Origin of the sequence: Micrococcus sp. EYE_212, assembly GCF_023147585.1 — a bacterium.
GTDB lineage: Bacteria > Actinomycetota > Actinomycetes > Actinomycetales > Micrococcaceae > Micrococcus.
The window spans coordinates 104,403-122,388 of sequence record NZ_JAHXOZ010000002.1; the positions used below are offsets into that span (position 1 = coordinate 104,403).

At 72.3% G+C, this 17,986-nt stretch carries 16 protein-coding genes; 12 read left to right on the forward strand and 4 right to left on the reverse strand.

Going from position 1 to position 17,986, the window contains the following annotated elements; genetic code table 11:
• Positions 1–7: 7 nt before the first annotated feature.
• The 4 genes from KZX60_RS02260 to sdhC all read right to left on the reverse strand — a co-directional run bounded on the left by KZX60_RS02260 (position 8) and on the right by sdhC (position 3,578).
• Positions 8–820, reverse strand: a complete 813-nt coding sequence (locus tag KZX60_RS02260) for a succinate dehydrogenase iron-sulfur subunit (protein ID WP_248115406.1) — start codon at positions 818–820, stop codon at positions 8–10.
• Positions 820–2,607 (reverse strand): succinate dehydrogenase flavoprotein subunit, encoded by a 1,788-nt coding sequence (gene sdhA / locus KZX60_RS02265; RefSeq protein ID WP_248115407.1) that lies wholly within the window; start codon positions 2,605–2,607, stop codon positions 820–822. The genes KZX60_RS02260 and sdhA overlap by 1 nt, the downstream gene beginning before the upstream one ends.
• A gap of 84 nt (positions 2,608–2,691) precedes the next feature.
• Positions 2,692–3,171 (reverse strand): succinate dehydrogenase hydrophobic membrane anchor subunit, encoded by a 480-nt coding sequence (locus tag KZX60_RS02270; protein ID WP_248115408.1) that lies wholly within the window; start codon positions 3,169–3,171, stop codon positions 2,692–2,694.
• Positions 3,172–3,173: 2 nt separating this feature from the next.
• Positions 3,174–3,578, reverse strand: coding sequence for a succinate dehydrogenase, cytochrome b556 subunit (sdhC, locus tag KZX60_RS02275; protein ID WP_298714032.1), 405 nt, complete (start codon positions 3,576–3,578; stop codon positions 3,174–3,176).
• Positions 3,579–3,833: 255 nt separating this feature from the next.
• Between sdhC and KZX60_RS02280 the strand changes: the two genes are divergently transcribed.
• The 12 genes from KZX60_RS02280 (at position 3,834) to eno (ending at position 17,946) form a co-directional block, all read left to right on the forward strand.
• The gene (locus KZX60_RS02280; RefSeq protein WP_248115409.1) at positions 3,834–4,982 is read left to right on the forward strand and encodes a mannose-1-phosphate guanylyltransferase; all 1,149 of its coding nucleotides are present in this window, start codon (positions 3,834–3,836) and stop codon (positions 4,980–4,982) included.
• 84 nt (positions 4,983–5,066) lie between these two features.
• A complete protein-coding gene (locus KZX60_RS02285) occupies positions 5,067–6,326 on the forward strand; it encodes an amidohydrolase (protein WP_248115410.1) in 1,260 nt (419 codons plus the stop codon).
• A 181-nt stretch (positions 6,327–6,507) separates the two neighbouring features.
• Positions 6,508–7,650, forward strand: a complete 1,143-nt coding sequence (locus tag KZX60_RS02290; RefSeq protein ID WP_248115411.1) for a BMP family ABC transporter substrate-binding protein — start codon at positions 6,508–6,510, stop codon at positions 7,648–7,650.
• Positions 7,651–7,773: 123 nt separating this feature from the next.
• Complete coding sequence (locus tag KZX60_RS02295; protein WP_248115412.1) at positions 7,774–9,306, forward strand: ABC transporter ATP-binding protein; 1,533 nt, start codon at positions 7,774–7,776, stop codon at positions 9,304–9,306.
• On the forward strand, positions 9,303–10,691 hold the full coding sequence (locus KZX60_RS02300; RefSeq protein ID WP_248115413.1) for an ABC transporter permease: 1,389 nt from the start codon (positions 9,303–9,305) through the stop codon (positions 10,689–10,691). Before KZX60_RS02295 ends, KZX60_RS02300 begins: the two co-directional genes overlap by 4 nt.
• Positions 10,688–12,007 (forward strand): ABC transporter permease, encoded by a 1,320-nt coding sequence (locus KZX60_RS02305; protein ID WP_248115414.1) that lies wholly within the window; start codon positions 10,688–10,690, stop codon positions 12,005–12,007. Before KZX60_RS02300 ends, KZX60_RS02305 begins: the two co-directional genes overlap by 4 nt.
• A 2-nt stretch (positions 12,008–12,009) precedes the next feature.
• Positions 12,010–12,438 (forward strand): cytidine deaminase, encoded by a 429-nt coding sequence (locus tag KZX60_RS02310; RefSeq protein WP_248115415.1) that lies wholly within the window; start codon positions 12,010–12,012, stop codon positions 12,436–12,438.
• Positions 12,439–12,459: 21 nt separating this feature from the next.
• The gene (locus KZX60_RS02315; RefSeq protein ID WP_248115416.1) at positions 12,460–13,800 is read left to right on the forward strand and encodes a thymidine phosphorylase; all 1,341 of its coding nucleotides are present in this window, start codon (positions 12,460–12,462) and stop codon (positions 13,798–13,800) included.
• Between the two features lie 8 nt (positions 13,801–13,808).
• Positions 13,809–14,456: a DedA family protein gene (locus tag KZX60_RS02320; protein ID WP_248115417.1), complete on the forward strand. Its 648-nt coding sequence runs from the start codon at positions 13,809–13,811 to the stop codon at positions 14,454–14,456.
• Positions 14,457–14,482: 26 nt separating this feature from the next.
• A complete protein-coding gene (locus KZX60_RS02325; RefSeq protein ID WP_248115418.1) occupies positions 14,483–15,703 on the forward strand; it encodes an adenosine deaminase in 1,221 nt (406 codons plus the stop codon).
• 21 nt (positions 15,704–15,724) lie between these two features.
• On the forward strand, positions 15,725–16,567 hold the full coding sequence (locus tag KZX60_RS02330) for a MazG nucleotide pyrophosphohydrolase domain-containing protein (protein WP_248115419.1): 843 nt from the start codon (positions 15,725–15,727) through the stop codon (positions 16,565–16,567).
• 101 nt (positions 16,568–16,668) lie between these two features.
• Positions 16,669–17,946, forward strand: a complete 1,278-nt coding sequence (gene eno / locus KZX60_RS02335) for a phosphopyruvate hydratase (RefSeq protein WP_248115420.1) — start codon at positions 16,669–16,671, stop codon at positions 17,944–17,946.
• The last annotated feature ends 40 nt before the right edge of the window (positions 17,947–17,986 follow it).

A 17,986-nucleotide genomic window follows, 5' to 3' on the forward strand; every position in this document is an offset into this window, starting at 1 on the left:
CAGTCGATCAGAAGGAGCGCGCCAGGATGGCGTTCTTGACCTCGGCGATCGCCTGGGTCACCTGGATGCCGCGCGGGCACGCGTCGGTGCAGTTGAAGGTCGTGCGGCAGCGCCACACGCCCTCCTTGTCGTTGAGGATCTCCAGGCGCATGTCGCCGGCGTCGTCGCGCGAGTCGAAGATGAACCGGTGCGCGTTCACGATGGCGGCCGGGCCGAAGTACTGGCCGTCCGTCCAGAACACGGGGCAGGAGGAGGTGCACGCGGCGCACAGGATGCACTTGGTGGTGTCGTCGTAGATCGCCCGGTCGGCCTGGGACTGGTAGCGCTCCTGGGTGGGCTCGTGGCCCTTGGCCACGAGGAACGGCATGACCTCGCGGTAGGACTGGAAGAACGGCTCCATGTCCACGATCAGGTCCTTCTCCACCGGCAGGCCCTTGATGGGCTCCACCAGGATGGGCTTGGACAGGTCGAGGTCCTTCAGCAGGGTCTTGCAGGCCAGGCGGTTGCGGCCGTTGATGCGCATGGCATCGGAGCCGCACACGCCGTGGGCGCAGGAGCGACGGAAGGACAGCGTGCCGTCCAGGTCCCACTTCACCTTGTGCAGGGCGTCCAGCACGCGGTCGGTGCCGTACATGGTCAGGCGCCACTCGTCCCAGTAGGACTCCTCGGAGGTGTCCGGCAGGAAGCGGCGGACCTTCAGGACGATGTCGAACGACTCGATCTCGCCGACGCCGCCCGAGGTCTTCTGCTCGGTCGGCTCGGCGACCTCGACGGTCTGCTCGGCCACGGGGGTCTCGGTCTCGTGTGCTGCGTGGCTCATCAGTACTTACGCTCCATCGGCTGGTAACGGGTCACGACGACGGGCTTCGTCTCGAAGCGGATGCCCTTGACGCCCTCCATCTCCGCGGTCTCGTCACGGTAGATCATGGTGTGCGCCATGAAGTTGGCGTCGTCGCGGTCGGGGTAGTCCTCGCGGTAGTGGCCGCCGCGGGACTCCTTGCGGCCCAGGGCCGCGAGGGTCATGGCCTCGGCGATGTCGAGCAGGTAGCCGAGCTCCATGCCCTCGAGCAGGTCGAGGTTGAAGCGCTGGCCCTTGTCCTGCACCGACACGTTCTCGTAGCGGCCGCGCAGCTCCTCGATCTTGGCCAGGGCGCGGCGGATGGAGTCCTCGTCGCGGAACACCTGCATGTCCGCGTCCATGGACTCCTGCAGCTCGGCGCGGATGTCCGCGACGCGCTCGCTGCCCGTGGCCGAGCGCAGGCTCTCGATGTGCTGGCGGGTCGGCGCCTCGCCGTTCTCCGGGAGCTCCACCCAGTCGGCGGTCGCCGCGTACTCGGCGGCGAAGATGCCGGCACGGCGGCCGAAGACGTTGATGTCCAGCAGCGAGTTGGTGCCCAGGCGGTTGGAGCCGTGCACGGACACGCAGGCCACCTCGCCGGCGGCGTACAGGCCCGGCACCACGGTGTCGTTGTCCTGCAGGACCTCGGCCTTGATGTTCGTGGGCATGCCGCCCATGAAGTAGTGGCACGTGGGGAACACCGGCACCGGCTCCGTGTAGGGCTCGACGCCCAGGTAGGTGCGGGCGAACTCGGTGATGTCCGGGAGCTTCTCGTCGATGTGAGCGGGCTCCAGGTGCGTCAGGTCGAGCAGCACGTAGTCCTTGTTCGGACCGGCGCCGCGGCCCTGGCGGACCTCCTCGGCCATGGAGCGCGCCACGATGTCGCGCGGCGCGAGGTCCTTGATGGTGGGGGCGTAGCGCTCCATGAAGCGCTCGCCGTCCGCGTTGCGCAGGATGCCGCCCTCGCCGCGGGCCGCCTCCGAGAGGAGGATGCCCAGGCCGGCCAGGCCGGTCGGGTGGAACTGCACGAACTCCATGTCCTCGAGCGGCAGGCCGGAGCGGTACGCGATGGCCATGCCGTCGCCCGTGAGGGTGTGGGCGTTGGAGGTGGTCTTGTACACCTTGCCGGCGCCGCCGGTGGCGAACACCACGGACTTGGCCTGGAAGGTGTGCAGCTCGCCGGTGGCCAGCTCGTAGGCCACGACGCCGGCCACGCGCTTCTGCGTGAACGGGGTGCCGTCGGCGCGGGTCGCGTCCTCGTCCACCATGAGCAGGTCGAGCACGTAGAACTCGTTGTAGAACTCCACGTTGTGCTTGACGCAGTTCTGGTAGAGCGTCTGGAGGATCATGTGGCCGGTGCGGTCCGCGGCGTAGCACGCGCGGCGCACGGGCGCCTTGCCGTGGTCACGGGTGTGGCCGCCGAAGCGGCGCTGGTCGATCTTGCCCTCGGGGGTGCGGTTGAAGGGCAGGCCCATCTTCTCCAGGTCGAGCACCGCGTCGATGGCCTCCTTGGCCATGACCTCGGCGGCGTCCTGGTCCACCAGGTAGTCGCCGCCCTTCACGGTGTCGAACGTGTGCCACTCCCAGTTGTCCTCCTCGACGTTGGCGAGGGCCGCGCACATACCGCCCTGGGCCGCGCCGGTGTGGGAGCGGGTGGGGTAGATCTTGGTGAGGACGGCCGTGCGGGCGCGCTGGCCGGACTCGATCGCGGCACGCATTCCCGCGCCGCCTGCGCCGACGATCACCACGTCGTACTTGTGTACCTGCATTCAGGTTTCTCTCTCTCGGTGTCTTGCGGGCGCGGTGGCCGGGGGGTCACGCCGCGCGAGCGGGGGAGGCGGATCCGGTGGGGATCAGCGGCAGATGGCGGGGGAGCGCTCCATGAGAGCGCCGGAGGCGTCCACCATGCAGGCGTCGAACGTGAAGATCACGAGGGTGCCCAGGATGATGATCGCGGCGGTGGCGATGTACAGGATCATCGACAGCCAGAAGCGGACGCGGTCGCGCTCGGCGTAGTCGTTGATGATGGTGCGCATGCCGTTGGCGCCGTGCAGCATGGCCAGCCACAGGAGGGCCAGGTCCCAGAACTGCCACAGCGGGTGCGCCCACTTGCCGGCCACGAAGCCGAAGTCGATCCCGGAGATGCCGTCTCCCACCATGAGGTTGGTGAAGAGGTGCGTGAAGAGCAGGACCACGAGGATCACGCCGGACACGCGCATGAAGAGCCACGCGAGCATCTCGAAGTTGCCCTCGCCGCCCTTGGAGCGGGTGTACTTGGGGTCCAGCTTGCCCGAGCGGGGGGCCGCGAGGGGGGTCTCAGCGGTGGTGCTCATGATCAGTGACCTCCCAGAGCCAGGCCGAAGTGGCGGATGCAGAAGCCGAGGACCAGGACGGCCCAGACGGCCAGGACGATCCACAGCAGGGTCTTGTGGTGGCGCGTGCCGCCCTTCCAGAAGTCCACGGCGATGATGCGCAGGCCGTTGAGGGCGTGGAAGAGGATCGCGGCCACGAGGCCGGCCTCGCCGAGTGCGAAGTACCAGGTCTTGTAGGCGCCGATGACGACGTCGTAGGCCTCGGGGGAGACCCGGACCATGGACGTGTCCAGGACGTGGACGAGCAGGTAGAAGAAGATGACGACGCCGGTGACGCGGTGGCCCACCCAGGACCACATGCCGCCGTGGCCCCGATACAGGGTTCCGCGGCCGCTCTGAGCCGGGGCCTGCGCAGTGGCGCTAGACACGGTTGATACCTCCAGGGGGAATGCACGATCCCTGGCCTGGGCAGGGTTCTGCCGGGGCGCGGGACGTGTGCGAGTGGATTCCTCCGACCAGGGTAGACCCTCGGGGGCCCGCCGCGCGTGCGGGCGCCGCCACTGTGACGCGTCCCGTCGGGCCCGCGGAGCCCGCCCCGGCGGCGCACCCCGCGGGCGCGCCCGGCGCCGCCGCGCCCGCGGGGCCGATTGGTGCCCCCTGGGGCGGTTTCGTACCCTGAGCCGGTGAGCACCGACCGAAACCCCGCCGCCGCGCCCTCGGACGCCGAGGCCCCCGCCCTGGCCCGCTTCCACGCCGTGATCCCCGCGGGAGGCGTGGGCACCCGCCTGTGGCCCCTCTCGCGGGCAGCGGCGCCGAAGTTCCTCCACGACCTCACCGGCTCGGGCCAGACCCTGATCCGCGCCACGTGGGACCGCCTCGCGCCGCTGGCCGCCGGGATGATGGTGGTGACCGGAGAGGCGCACCAGGACGCCGTGTGCCACCAGCTCCCGGCCCTGCAGGACGGAGACCTGGTGCTCGAGCCCTCGCCCAAGGACTCCGCCGCCGCGATCGGGCTTGCCGCGGCCATCCTCTCCCTGCGCGATCCGGACACGATCATGGGCTCCTTCGCCGCGGACCAGGTGATCGGCCCCGTGGAGGTGTTCCAGGACGCCGTGCGCCAGGCCGTGGCCACCGCTGCCACGGGGCGGATCGTCACCATCGGCATCACCCCCTCGCACGCCGCCACCGGCTTCGGCTACATCCGCCAGGGGCGCGCGCTGAAGGTGCCCGGCGCCCCGGACGCGCACGACGTCGCGGCCTTCGTGGAGAAGCCGGACCAGAAGGTGGCGGAGCGCTACGTGAAGTCCGGCCGCTACCTGTGGAACGCGGGCATGTTCGTGGCCCCGGTCGGCCTCATGCTCGAGCACCTCGAGGCGAACGAGCCGGAGCTGCACGCGGGACTCATGGAGATCGCCCACGCGTGGGCGACGGACCGGCGTGACGAGGTCATGCAGCGGGTGTGGCCCACGCTCAAGAAGACCGCGATCGACTACGCGGTGGCCGAGCCTGCCGCCACGGCCGGTGACGTGGCCGTCATCCCCGGCACCTTCACGTGGGACGACGTGGGCGACTTCGCCGCGATCGCCCGCCTGAACCCGGTGAAGGACGCCTCCGGCATCACCGTCATCGGGGACACCCCCCGGGTGTACTCGGACGACGCGTCCGGCGTGGTGGTCACGGACACGAAGCGCGTGATCGCGCTCATCGGCATCGAGGACGTCGTGATCGTGGACACCGAGGACGCCCTCCTGGTGACCACCACGGCCCACGCGCAGGACGTGAAGAAGGCCGTGGAGTCGCTCAAGGCCACCGGCGCCGACGACGTCCTCTGACGGCGGGCCCTGACGCGGGGCGCGGGGACGCCGGCGGTCACCGGGCGGGGACGTCCGCCCGCGCTGCGGGTAGGGTCCTGCCCCATGAGCACCTCCGACTCCGTCCTCCGCGACGCCCGCGCGCCCGCGGCCGTGCCGTCCGTGGCCGCGGTCGTCCGTGACCTCGAGGACGTGGCGGTGGCCGTGCGCCGCGAGCTGCACCGCCACCCCGAGCTCTCCTTCGAGGAGTACCGCACCACGGACCTGATCGTGGAGACGCTCGCGGACTACGGACTGAACCCCGTGCGCCTCGAGGGGACGGGCCTCTACGTGGACGTCGGCGAGGGGCCGATCGTGCTGGCGCTGCGCGCGGACATCGACGCGCTGCCGGTGGAGGAGGAGACGGGGCTGCCCTACGTCTCGGTCAAGGACGGGGTGGCCCACGCGTGCGGCCACGACGTGCACACCGCCGTCATGCTCGGCACGGCCCTGTCCCTCGCCCGCATCCTGCGCGGCTCCACGCCCGACCCGCGGCTGCGCGCCGCCGCCGAGCGGGTGCGGGGCCGGGTGCGCATCATCTTCCAGCCCGCCGAGGAACGCCTGCCCGGCGGCTCGCTCTCCGTGATCCGCCAGGGCGTGCTCGAGGGCGTGCCGCGCATCCTCGCGGCCCACTGCGACCCTCACGTCGACGTCGGCACGATCGGCACGCGCATCGGCGCCATCACCTCGGCCGCGGACACCATCCGCATCACGCTCACCGGACGCGGCGGCCACACCTCCCGCCCGCACCTGACCGAGGACATGGTGTTCGCGCTCTCGCAGATCGCGATCAACGTGCCCGCCGTGCTCTCGCGCCGCATCGACGTGCGCTCCGCCGTCTCCGTGGTGTGGGGCCAGATCGCCGCCGGCAGCGCGCCGAACGCGATCGACAACACCGGCTACCTCGCGGGCACCATGCGCTGCCTCGACGCGGACGTGTGGGAGGAGGCGGGCGAGCTCCTCGACGAGGTGGTCACGCAGGTGGCCGCCCCCTACGGGGTGGACGTGGGCCTCGAGCACATCCGCGGTGTGCCGCCCGTGCACAACGCGGAGACGGAGACGGCCCTGATCGAGCACGCGGCGCGCCGCGAGCTCGGCCCCCGTGCCATCCAGCTCACCCCGCAGTCCATGGGCGGCGAGGACTTCGCGTGGATGACGCAGACGGTGCCCGGCTCCATGCTGCGCCTGGGCACCCGCACCCCGGGCGGCATCACGTACGACCTGCACCGCGGCGACTACGTCCCGGACGAGCGGGCCATCGGCGTGGGCATGCGGGTCTTCGCGGCGGCCGCGCTCGAGGCGCTGACCGGGGGGGAGACCCTCTGACCTGGACCCCGCCCGAGGGTCCGGGGCACGGCGTGCGGACACGGAGAGAACATTGGGTAAACTCACGCGCATCGAGCGCGCGGGCGCTCGCCGTGCCCCGCACCGGCCCGTCCGCCGTCGCCGTCGCAGGCCTCCCCGGAGGTCCGCTCTCATCGCATCGCGCCTTCCGAAAGAGGACCCCATGGGCATCGTCTCCGCCTCGTCCGACCGCCGCCGTCTCCTGATCCCCGCCGCCGTGCTCGGCTCCAGCCTCCTGCTGGCCGGCTGCGGCGCCCCGCCGGAGGAGTCCTCCTCCTCCGCCGCCGGCTCGACCGGTGCCTCCGCCGAGGCCGCCGCCGGCTCGGACAACAAGGACTACAAGGCCTGCATCGTCTCGGACGAGGGCGGCTTCGACGACCGCTCGTTCAACCAGTCCTCCCACGAGGGCCTGGTCGCGGCCAAGGAGCAGTACGGCATCGAGACCGCGCAGGCGGAGTCGAAGGACGCGAGCGAGTTCACCCCCAACGTGACCTCCATGGTCAACGCGGACTGCGACGCCGTGATCGGCGTGGGCTACCTCCTGGGCGACGCCATGAAGCCCATCGCGGAGCAGAACAAGGACACGCACTTCTTCGGCGTCGACGTCACCGCGGACGGCTTCTCGGACAATGTCCAGAAGCTCACCTACGACACCGCGCAGGCCGCGTTCCTGGCCGGCTACGTGGCCGCCGGCACCACCCAGACCGGCACCGTGGCCACGTACGGCGGCATGGAGATCCCCACCGTCACCGTCTTCATGGACGGCTTCGCCCGCGGGGTGGAGCACTACAACGAGGCCAAGGGCAAGGACGTCAAGGTGCTCGGCTGGGACACCGAGGCCAAGACGGGCTCCTTCACCGGCGACTTCTCCAATCAGGCCGCGGGCAAGACCAACACGGCCAACTTCATCAACGAAGGCGCGGACATCGTCATGCCCGTTGCCGGCCCCGTGGGCCTCGGCACCCTGGACGCGGTCAAGGAGGCCAACCAGGGCGGCAAGGACGTCAAGGTCATCTGGCCGGACTCCGACGGCTACGAGTCCACCGAGGACGGCGAGGTCATCCTCACCTCCGTGGTGAAGAACATGGGCCAGTCGGTCACCGACGTTCTCGGCCAGGACCTCAAGGGCGAGTTCTCCTCCGAGCCCTACGTGGGCACGCTGGAGAACAAGGGCGTCGAGCTGGCACCGTTCCACGACTTCGACGCGAAGGTCCCGCAGGAGCTCAAGGACGAGGTCGCGAAGCTGCAGGAGCAGATCGTCTCCGGCGAGCTCGAGGTCGGCTCCGAGTACTCCCCGAAGTCCTGACCCTCTCCGCGTGCGGCGGGGCCGGCCCGGGGTCACCGGGCCGGCCCCGCCGCACGCGGTGGCGCGGAGGCCCCGACCACGGGGAGGGATGCCGATGAGCACCCGACACCTGGAAGGGCACCGATGAGGCTCGAACTGCGCGGCATCACCAAGCGCTTCGGCGACTTCGCCGCCAATGAGGACGTGGACCTGACCGTGGAGTCCGGCCGGGTGCACACCCTGCTCGGCGAGAACGGCGCCGGCAAGTCCACCCTGATGAACGTCCTCTTCGGGCTCTACGAGCCCACCGAGGGCGAGATCCTCCTGGACGGGCGGCCGGTCCGCTTCTCCGGCCCGGGCGAGGCCATGCGCGCCGGCATCGGCATGGTCCACCAGCACTTCATGCTGGTGCCCGTGTTCACGGTGGCCGAGAACGTGGCCCTCGGCGACGAGAACACCCGCGCCGCCGGCGTCCTGGACCTCGAGGCCACCCGGCGTCGGATCCGCGAGATCTCCGACCAGTACGGGTTCCACGTGGACCCGGACGCCGTCGTCGAGGACCTGCCCGTGGGCGTGCAGCAGCGCGTGGAGATCATCAAGGCGCTCGTGCGGGACGCCCGCATCCTCATCCTCGACGAGCCCACCGCCGTGCTCACCCCGCAGGAGACCGACGAGCTGCTGGAGATCATCCGCCAGCTGCGCGCGGACGGCACGGCGATCGTGTTCATCTCCCACAAGCTGCGCGAGGTCAAGGCGATCTCCGACGACATCACGGTGCTGCGCCGCGGCCGTGTGGTCGGCACCGCCGACCCCTCCGCGGAGGCCTCCGAGCTCGCCGCGCTGATGGTGGGCCGCGACGTCGTGCTGCACCGCGAGAAGACGCCGCCGCGCGCGGGGGAGGAGACCTTCCGGGTCACCGACCTCACCGTGGTCTCTCCCACGGGCCAGGTGCTCGTGGACGGCGTGTCCTTCGGCATCCGGCAGGGCGAGGTCCTCGCCGTCGCCGGCGTGCAGGGCAACGGCCAGACCGAGCTGACCGAGGCGATCTTGGGCCTGCACCGGGCCACGGGGTCCGTCGTCCTGGACGGCCACGAGCTCCTCGGCCGCTCGACGCGCCAGATCATCCGCGCCGGCGTCGGCTACGTGCCCGAGGACCGCTCCACGGACGGCCTTGTCGGCTCGTTCTCCGTGGCCGAGAACATGGTCCTCAACCGCTTCGACGTCGACCCGGCCGGATCCGCCCTCCAGGTGCGGCCGGGCGCGATCCGCGCGCTCGCCGAGCGGCGGGTCGAGGAGTTCGACGTGCGCACGCAGGGCGTGGACGTCCCCGTGAGCACGCTCTCCGGCGGCAACCAGCAGAAGGTCGTCATGGCGCGGGAGCTGGTGGACGGCCTGCGGCTGTTCATCGCTTCCCAGCCCACGCGCGGTGTGGACGTCGGCTCGATCGAGTTCCTCCACGACCGGATCATCGCGGAGCGGGACGCCGGGACCCCCGTGCTGATCGTCTCCACCGAGCTGGACGAGGTGCGCGACCTCGCCGACCGGATCGCCGTCATGTACCACGGCAGGATCGTGGGCATCGTCCCCGGCGACGCCTCGCGCGAGCGGCTCGGCCTCATGATGGCCGGCCAGGACGACCCCGACACCGCCCCCGTCTCGGAAGGACACCGCCCGTGAGCACCGCCGCCCCCCAGCGGCCCGCGGCCGAGCCCGGAGCCGCCGGGCCGCGCCGCGCGCCGTCCCCCGAGGCGCAGGGCCCCTCCGCCCTGCGCGCCATGCTCTCCGGCAACGGCGCCGTGACCGCCCTGGCGATCCTGCTCTCCCTGCTGCTCTCCGGCCTGCTGATCATCCTCACCGACGAGGACGTGCAGGAGGCCGCCGGCTACTTCTTCGCCCGCCCGGGGGACCTGCTCTCCGCCGCCTGGACGGCGTTCTCCGGCGCGTTCCTGGCGCTGTTCCGCGGCGCGGTGTTCAACGACGAGGCCTCCTCGCTCCAGGGCATGCTCTACCCGCTCGCGGAGACGCTCACGGTGGCCACGCCGCTGATCATCGTCTCCCTGGGCGTGGCGATCGCGTTCCGGGCCGGACTGTTCAACATCGGCGCACAGGGCCAGTTCATCTTCGGCGCCATGTTCGCCACCTGGTTCGGCGTCCACCTGCAGCTGCCCTTCGTGCTGCACCTGCTGCTCGTGCTCGTGGCGGGCGTGCTCGGCGGCGTGCTGTGGGGCTCGGTGGTGGGCGTGCTCAAGGCGCTCACCGGGGCCCACGAGGTCATCCTCACCATCATGCTCAACTACGTGGCGGTCAATCTGCTCGCCTACCTGCTGAACACGCCGGTGCTGCGCCGCCCGGGCACGTCCAACCCCGTCTCGGACTTCCTGCCGGACTCGGCCATGTTCCCTCGGCTCTTCGGCGAGGGCTTCCGCCTGCACGCCGGCTTCCTCGTGGCCCTCGCGGCCACCGCGTTCGCGTGGTGGCTGCTGCGCCGCTCCACCCTGGGCTTCCGCCTGCGCGCGGTGGGCGCCAATCCGGACGCCGCCCGCACCGCCGGCATCTCCGTGAAGGGCGCCTACGTGGCCGCGATGGCCATCTCCGGCGGCCTGGCCGGCCTGGCCGGCATGGTGCACGTGGCCGGCACGGAGGGCAGCCTGAACACCTCGGTGGCCGGCTCCTTCGGCTTCGACGCCATCACCGTGGCGCTGCTGGGCCGCTCCCATCCGGTGGGCGTGCTCTTCGCGGGCCTGCTGTTCGGCGCGCTGCGCGCCGGCGGCGTGACCATGCAGACCCAGACCGGTGTGCCGATCGACATCGTGCTCGTGGTCCAGTCCTTCATCGTGCTGTTCATCGCGGCCCCGCCGCTCGTGCGCACGATCTTCCGCCTGCCGGCCCCGGGTGCCGCCCGCGCCCGCCGCGCCGCGGACCCCGTGACCCAGCCTGCCGTGGCCGGCGCGGCCGCCACCGGCGCGGCCGGCCAGGCGGTCGTCCCGTCCGCCGGCGTGCAGGACGCCGCGACGACGGCGGCCTCCGCGCCCGCCGCCCAGCACGAGGGGGAGAACCGATGAGCTCGACCGCCACCCGACGCACCGCCCCGCAGCAGACCCCCTCCCCGGGGGCCGAGGCCGCCCAGCCCGAGCGCGTCACCGTGCGCCGCTGGTCCACGCCCGTGCTGCTCTCGGTGTTCGCCCTCCTCTCCCTGGGCCTCTTCGCCCTCGGAGCCCCGGACGCCACCGCCGTCTTCCGCCTCTCCAATCCGGGCGACGCCGTCGTGCTCCCGGACCTCACGGCGTCCGCCCCGCTGTGGGGCTGGCTGCTGAGCGCGATCCTGCTCGGGGTCGCCGGGCTGGCGTGGTGGCTCACCGCCTCCGGCCGGGGCGTGCCCGCGTGGCTCGCCGGGGTCTTCACCGCCGCGTTCGTGGCCGCGTTCCTCGTGTGGGTGGTGGGCTCGGCGGGCACCACCACGGTGTTCCTCACCGGCTTGATCGCCGGCTCGTTCGCCCTGGCCGTGCCGCTGATCTTCGGCTCGATGGCCGGCATCCTCTCCGAGCGGGCGGGCGTGGTGAACATCGCGATCGAGGGTCAGCTGCTGGCCGGCGCCTTCACGGCCGCCGTCGTCGGCTCCGCCACGGGCTCGGCGTGGGCGGGCCTGCTGGCCGCCGTCGTGGCCGGGGCGCTGGTCTCCCTGCTGCTGGCCGTGTTCGCCATCAAGTACCTCGTGGACCAGGTGATCGTGGGCGTGGTGCTCAACGTGCTCGTGGCGGGCCTGACCAGCTTCCTGTTCTCCACGGTGCTCTCCGGCGGCGGCTCGACCCTGAACTCGCCGCCGCACTTCCCGAACCTGCGCATCCCCGGCCTCGCGGACATCCCGGTGATCGGCCCCATCCTGTTCGACCAGACGATCCTGGGCTACGGGATGTACCTGATCGTGGGCCTGCTCTGGTTCGGGCTGTTCCGCACGCGCTGGGGCCTGCGGGTCCGCGCGGTGGGCGAGCACCCGAAGGCCGCGGACACCGTCGGCATCGACGTCAACCGCACCCGCTACGTCAACGTGCTGCTGGGCGGCATGGTGGCCGGCATGGGCGGCGCGTTCTTCACCCTGGTCTCCGCGTCCTCGTTCTCCAAGGAGATGACCGCCGGCCAGGGCTTCATCGCCCTCGCGGCGGTGATCTTCGGCCGCTGGAATCCGATCGGCGCGTTCTTCGCGGCGCTGCTCTTCGGCTTCGCCACCAACATGCAGTACGTGTTCGCCATCCTCGGCACGCCCGTGCCGAGCCAGTTCATGGCCATGCTCCCGTACCTCGTCACGGTGTTCGCCGTCGCGGGCCTCGTGGGCCGCTCGCGCGGTCCCGCCGCGGCCGGCACGCCCTACGTGAAGGAGTGAGCATGGACGTGGACTGGGCCGCCCTGCGCGCCGAGGCCCTCGCGGCCACCGCGCACGCCTACGTGCCGTACTCGGGCTTCCGGGTCGGGGCGGCGGCGCTCACCGCGGACGGCCGCGTGGTCCGCGGCTGCAACATCGAGAACGCGTCCTACGGGCTGACCCTGTGCGCCGAGTGCTCGCTCGTGGCGGACCTCCGCATGGGCGGGGGCGGGGCGCTCGTGGCGTTCGTGTGCGTCAACGGGGATGATGTGCTGACCATGCCGTGCGGCCGCTGCCGCCAGCTGCTGTGGGAGTTCCGGGCCCCCGGCATGGTCCTGCTGACCCCGTCGGGTCAGCGCACCATGGAACAGGTGCTCCCGGACGCCTTCGGCCCGGAGGACCTGGACCGCGCGCCCGACGCCGCGCCCGCCGCCGTCGCGGCCGACGCCTGACCGACCAGAGACGAGGACACCGTGAGCACCGAGAGCCAGAGCAACGCCGAGCCGTTCGACGCCATCGAGGTCATCCACGCCAAGCGGGACGGCCACGCGCTGACCCGCGAGCAGATCGACTGGGTGGTGGACGCCTACACGCGTGACGTCGTGGCGGACGAGCAGATGTCCGCCCTCACCATGGCGATCTTCCTCAACGGCATGGAGCGTCGGGAGATCGCAGAGTGGACCGCCGCCATGATCGCGTCGGGCGAGCGCATGGACTTCGCGGGGCTCACCACGCCGGAGGGTCGCCCCCTGGCCACCACGGACAAGCACTCCACGGGCGGCGTGGGGGACAAGATCACGCTGCCGCTGGCCCCGCTCGTGGCCTCCTACGGCGTGGCCGTCCCGCAGCTCTCCGGCCGCGGCCTCGGCCACACGGGCGGCACGCTGGACAAGCTCGAGTCCATCCCCGGCTGGCGCGCGGACCTCTCCAACCAGGAGATGATGCGGCAGCTGAGCGAGGTGGGCGCCGTCATCTGTGCCGCCGGCGCCGGCCTGGCGCCCGCGGACAAGCGCCTCTATGCCCTGCGCGACGTCACCGGCACGGTGGAGGCCATCCCGCTGATCGCCTCCTCCATCATGTCCAAGAAGATCGCCGAGGGCACCGGCACGCTCGTGCTCGACGTGAAGTGCGGCTCCGGCGCCTTCATGAAGAACGAGGAGGACGCTCGCGAGCTGGCCCGCACCATGGTGGACCTCGGCCGCGACGCCGGGGTGACCACCACCGCGCTGCTCACCGACATGTCCGTGCCGCTCGGCCTGACCGCGGGCAACGCCCTCGAGGTGCGTGAGTCGGTGGAGGTGCTCGCCGGCGGCGGCCCGGCCGACGTCGTGGAGCTGACCGTGGAGCTCGCCCGCGCGATGCTCGCCGGCGCGGGCGTCACCGGCGTGGACCCCGCGGAGAACCTCCGCAACGGCCGTGCGATGGACGTCTGGACCCGCGTGATCGAGGCGCAGGGCGGAGACCCGCGCGCGCAGCTCCCGACGGCGGCGCACACGGAGGCCGTGACCGCGGAGACGGACGGCGTGCTCACCGAGCTCGACGCGATGGCCGTGGGCCTGGCGGCGTGGCGCCTCGGCGCGGGCCGCGAGCGTCAGGGCCAGCCGGTCCAGGCGGGCGCGGGCGTCGAGCTGCACGCCCGCCCGGGCGACCGCGTGGCGAAGGGCCAGACGCTCATGACCCTGCACACCGACACCCCGGAGCGCTTCGAGCGCGCGAAGGCGGCGCTCGCCGGCGGCTGGGCCGTGGCCGAGGCGGACGAGGCGGCTGCCGCCGCGCTGCGGGAGCGCTCGGTGATCCTGGACCGGATCGGCTGAGGACGTCCGTGCTGGCCTGGCTCGAGGACACCATCCGGGAGGCGGCGGCGCAGTGGTGGGTCCTCCCGCTCACCGCGGCGCTGTGCCTGCTGGACGGCGTCGTGCCGGTCTTCCCCTCCGAGTCCGTGATCGTGGCCCTCGCCTCGATCGTGCACGACGGCCATCCGTTCTCCCTCGGGGCCCTCTGGGCGGCCGGCTTCCTCGGGGCGTTCCTCGGTGACCTCGCCGCCTACCTGATCGGGCGCTCGGTCGGGGTGGAGCGCTGGCGCTGGATGCGCACCGCGCGGATCCAGGCGAGCGTGGCCGTCGCGCGTCATCACCTCACGGACCACGGGGCGCTCATGCTCTTCACCGCCCGGTTCATCCCGGGCGGCCGGGTGGCCGTGAACCTCACCGCGGGGGCGGTCCGGTACCCGTTCTGGCGGTTCGGCCTGTTGGACGTGTTCTCCACCATGGCGTGGTCCGCGTACTCCATCCTGATCGCGCGGCTGACGGCCGGCTGGCTGCACAACGCGGTGCTGCAGATCCTGCTCTCCGTGGCGGTCGCCGGGGCCGTGGGACTCCTGGTGGACCGGGCCGTGAAGGCCGTGCTGCGCCGCCGCCTCGCGCGGGATGCCGGGGGCCTCACCCCGCAGGAGCACGAGGCCCTGGGCTGACTCGCTCCCTGTCGTAGAGTGAGGCCGTGAACACCGCCACGCAGACCCCGGACTCCGCCGCCCCCTCGCCCCTGCAGATCGACCTGGCCGCGTTGCCCAAGGTCTGCCTGCACGACCACCTCGACGGCGGCCTGCGCGTGGCCACCGTGCTCGAGCTCGCCCGCGAGGCGGGCACGGACGTCCCGGCCGAGAACGAGGACGCCCTCGCCGCGTGGATCGCCTCCCACGCCAACGGGGAGTCCCTCGAGAAGTACCTCGAGGTGTTCGCCCTGACCACGTCCGTGATGCAGACCCGCGAGCAGCTGCGCCGCGTGGCCCGCGAGTTCGTGGAGGACCTCGTGGAGGACGGCGTGGTCTACGCGGAGATCCGCTGGGCCCCGGAGCAGCATCTGACTGCCGGCCTGAGCCTGGACGAGGCCGTCGAGACCGTGCAGGCGGGCCTCGAGGAGGCCGTGGACGCCGCCGACGAGGCCGGCCACCTGATCCGCGTGGGCCAGCTCCTCACGGCCATGCGCCACGCCGACCGCGCCCAGGAGATCGCCGAGCTCGCCGTCCGCCACCGCGAGAAGGGCGTGGTGGGCTTCGACATCGCCGGCGCCGAGGCCGGCTTCCCGCCCTCCCGCTTCGCCGAGACCTTCACCTGGCTCGCCGAGCAGCACCTGCCCGTCACGGTGCACGCCGGCGAGGGCGACGGGCTGGCCTCCGTCCAGGACGCGCTCGTGCACGGCCGCGCCCTGCGCCTGGGCCACGGCGTGCGGATCGCCGACGACATCTCGGTGGAGTACGGCGCCGTGGACGAGGACGGCGAGCGCCTGCCCGAGGACACCGGGATCGTGGACCTCGGCCCCACGGCCGCGTGGGTGCGCGACCGCCAGATCGCCCTCGAGGTCTGCCCCTCCTCGAACCTGCAGACCGGGGCGGTCGCCGCCGCCGAGGGCATCGTGGGCCACCCGATCGACCTGCTCATGCAGCTCGGCTTCCGCGTCACCGTGAACACGGACAACCGCCTGGTCTCGGATGTCTCCCTCACGGACGAGCTGTACCTGCTGGCCGAGACCTTCGAGTACTCCCTGGCCCAGCTGCTGGACCTGCAGCTCAACGCCGCCGAGGCCGCCTTCCTGCCCGTGGACGAGCGGGAGGACCTCGCCGAGATCCTCGTGGCCGGCTGGGGCGAGGCCATCTCCGGCGGCGCCTCCGACGCCGCGCTCGAGGAGCTCGCGTCGGACGACGACGCCGAGGACGCCTGATCCGCGCGGGCGGGGCCACCCATGAGTGAGTCGGTCGACCGACTGGTCGGGGTGGTCGAGGCGCTGCGCGACCACTGCCCCTGGACGGCCGCGCTCACCCACGCCGACCTCACGGAGCACCTCGTGGAGGAGGCGTACGAGGCGGTCGCCGAGATCGAGTCCCGCGACGCCGCGTCCTGGGCGGACACGGCGGCGCGGCGCGCGGACGGCTCCTACGCGGCGCTGGCCGGGGAGATGGGCGACGTCCTCTTCCAGGTGGTCCTGCACGCGGCGGTCTCGCGTGCGCCGGGGACGCCGACGGCGGCGGCCGGCTTCCGCCTCGACGACGCCGCGGACGCGCTCGCGGCCAAGATGATCCGCCGCAACCCGCTCGTGCTCACCCCCGAGGGCGGCCTGCGTTCGGCCGAGGAGCGGGCCGCCGTGACGCCCGAGGCCGTCGAGCTGGCGTGGGAGCGGGTCAAGGCCGCCGAGCGCGCCGCTGGCGCCCGCGCCGCCTCGAGCCTCCGCGACGACGGGGAGAGCGGTGCGGGCGCGAGCAGTGCCGGCGACGCCGCCGTCTCCTTCGGCGACATCCCCGACCGGCTCCCCGCGCTGGCTGCCGCCGCGATGATCGCCGACCGTGCCGCCCGGCAGCCCGAGGACCCGCTCCGGAGGCACGCGCCGCTCGCCCCGGCCGAGCACGTAGGCGCCGGCGCCGACGTCGCCGGCTGGGCGGACGAGGCCGAGCTCGGCCGCGAGCTGTTCGCCCTGGTGCGTCGTGCCCGCGCCGCCGGCCTGGACCCCGAGCGGGCCCTGCGCGCCCTCACCGTCCGCGTGCGCGCGGGGGAGTGGGACGCGCTCAGCGCCGCCCCCGACGCCGGCTGACCGAGCGCCCGTCACGCGGTCCGTGGCGCGGGGCACGCCGGTAGGCTGAGGACGTGCCCGCCGATGCGCACGCTTCGACTCGATTGAAGGAGACCCGTTCCATGGCCCTGATCGACGCCATCCACGCCCGCGAGATCCTCGACTCCCGCGGCAACCCCACCGTCGAGGTGGAGGTGCTGCTCACCGACGGCTCCCTCGGCCGCGCCGCCGTCCCCTCGGGCGCCTCGACGGGCGAGTTCGAGGCCGTCGAGCGCCGCGACGGGGACAAGGACCGCTACCTCGGCAAGGGCGTCCGGGACGCCGTCGCCGCCGTGGGCGAGCTCGCGGAGGAGCTCGAGGGCGAGTTCGCGGCGGACCAGCGCGCCGTGGACCGCCTCATGCTGGACATGGACGGCACGGAGAACAAGGGCAAGCTCGGCGCCAACGCGGTGCTCGGCGTCTCCATGGCCGTGGCCGTGGCCGCCGCGCAGTCCGCGGACCTGCCGCTCTACAAGTACCTGGGCGGCCCGAACGCCCACGTGCTGCCCGTGCCCATGATGAACATCCTCAACGGCGGCGCCCACGCGGACTCCAACGTGGACATCCAGGAGTTCATGATCGCCCCGATCGGTGCGCCCTCCTTCGCGGAGGCCCTGCGCTGGGGCGCCGAGGTCTACCACGAGCTCAAGAAGGTGCTCCAGGAGAAGGGACTGTCCACCGGCCTGGGCGACGAGGGCGGCTTCGCCCCCTCGCTGGAGTCCAACCGCGCCGCCCTGGACCTGATCGGCGAGGCCGTGGGCCGCGCCGGCTACACCCTCGGCACGGACATCGCCCTCGCTCTGGACGTGGCCTCCTCCGAGTTCTTCGAGAACGGCTCCTACACCTTCGAGGGCCAGCAGCGCTCCGCGGAGGACATGGCCGCCTACTACGGCGAGCTCGTGGACAACTACCCGATCGTCTCCATCGAGGACCCGCTCGACGAGGACGACTGGGAGGGCTGGAAGCACCTCACCGAGCAGCTCGGCGAGCGCGTGCAGCTCGTGGGCGACGACCTCTTCGTCACCAACGTGGAGCGCCTGCAGCGCGGCATCGACGAGCGCTCGGCCAACGCCCTGCTGGTGAAGGTGAACCAGATCGGCTCGCTGACCGAGACCTTCGACGCGATCGCCCTGGCTCAGCGCCACATGTTCCGCTGCATGATCTCGCACCGCTCGGGCGAGACCGAGGACACCTTCATCGCGGACCTCGCCGTGGCCACCAACGCCGGCCAGATCAAGACCGGCGCCCCGGCCCGCTCGGACCGCGTGGCCAAGTACAACCAGCTGCTGCGCATCGAGGAGGACCTGGGCGACGCCGCCGTGTACGCCGGCCGCTCCGCGTTCCCGCGCCACCAGGGCTGACCCGCTCCGCCCACCGAGACGGCCGCGCCCCGCACCGGGG

Bases quoted from the DNA above. Each gene is read 5' to 3' on its own strand.
- KZX60_RS02260 (WP_248115406.1), bottom strand. From the start codon at position 820: ATGAGCCACGCAGCACACGAGACCGAGACCCCCGTGGCCGAGCAGACC.
- sdhA (WP_248115407.1), bottom strand. From the start codon at position 2,607: ATGCAGGTACACAAGTACGACGTGGTGATCGTCGGCGCAGGCGGCGCG.
- KZX60_RS02270 (WP_248115408.1), bottom strand. From the start codon at position 3,171: ATGAGCACCACCGCTGAGACCCCCCTCGCGGCCCCCCGCTCGGGCAAG.
- KZX60_RS02285 (WP_248115410.1), top strand. From the start codon at position 5,067: ATGAGCACCTCCGACTCCGTCCTCCGCGACGCCCGCGCGCCCGCGGCC.
- KZX60_RS02290 (WP_248115411.1), top strand. From the start codon at position 6,508: ATGGGCATCGTCTCCGCCTCGTCCGACCGCCGCCGTCTCCTGATCCCC.
- KZX60_RS02295 (WP_248115412.1), top strand. From the start codon at position 7,774: ATGAGGCTCGAACTGCGCGGCATCACCAAGCGCTTCGGCGACTTCGCC.
- KZX60_RS02305 (WP_248115414.1), top strand. From the start codon at position 10,688: ATGAGCTCGACCGCCACCCGACGCACCGCCCCGCAGCAGACCCCCTCC.
- KZX60_RS02310 (WP_248115415.1), top strand. From the start codon at position 12,010: ATGGACGTGGACTGGGCCGCCCTGCGCGCCGAGGCCCTCGCGGCCACC.
- KZX60_RS02330 (WP_248115419.1), top strand. From the start codon at position 15,725: ATGAGTGAGTCGGTCGACCGACTGGTCGGGGTGGTCGAGGCGCTGCGC.
- eno (WP_248115420.1), top strand. From the start codon at position 16,669: ATGGCCCTGATCGACGCCATCCACGCCCGCGAGATCCTCGACTCCCGC.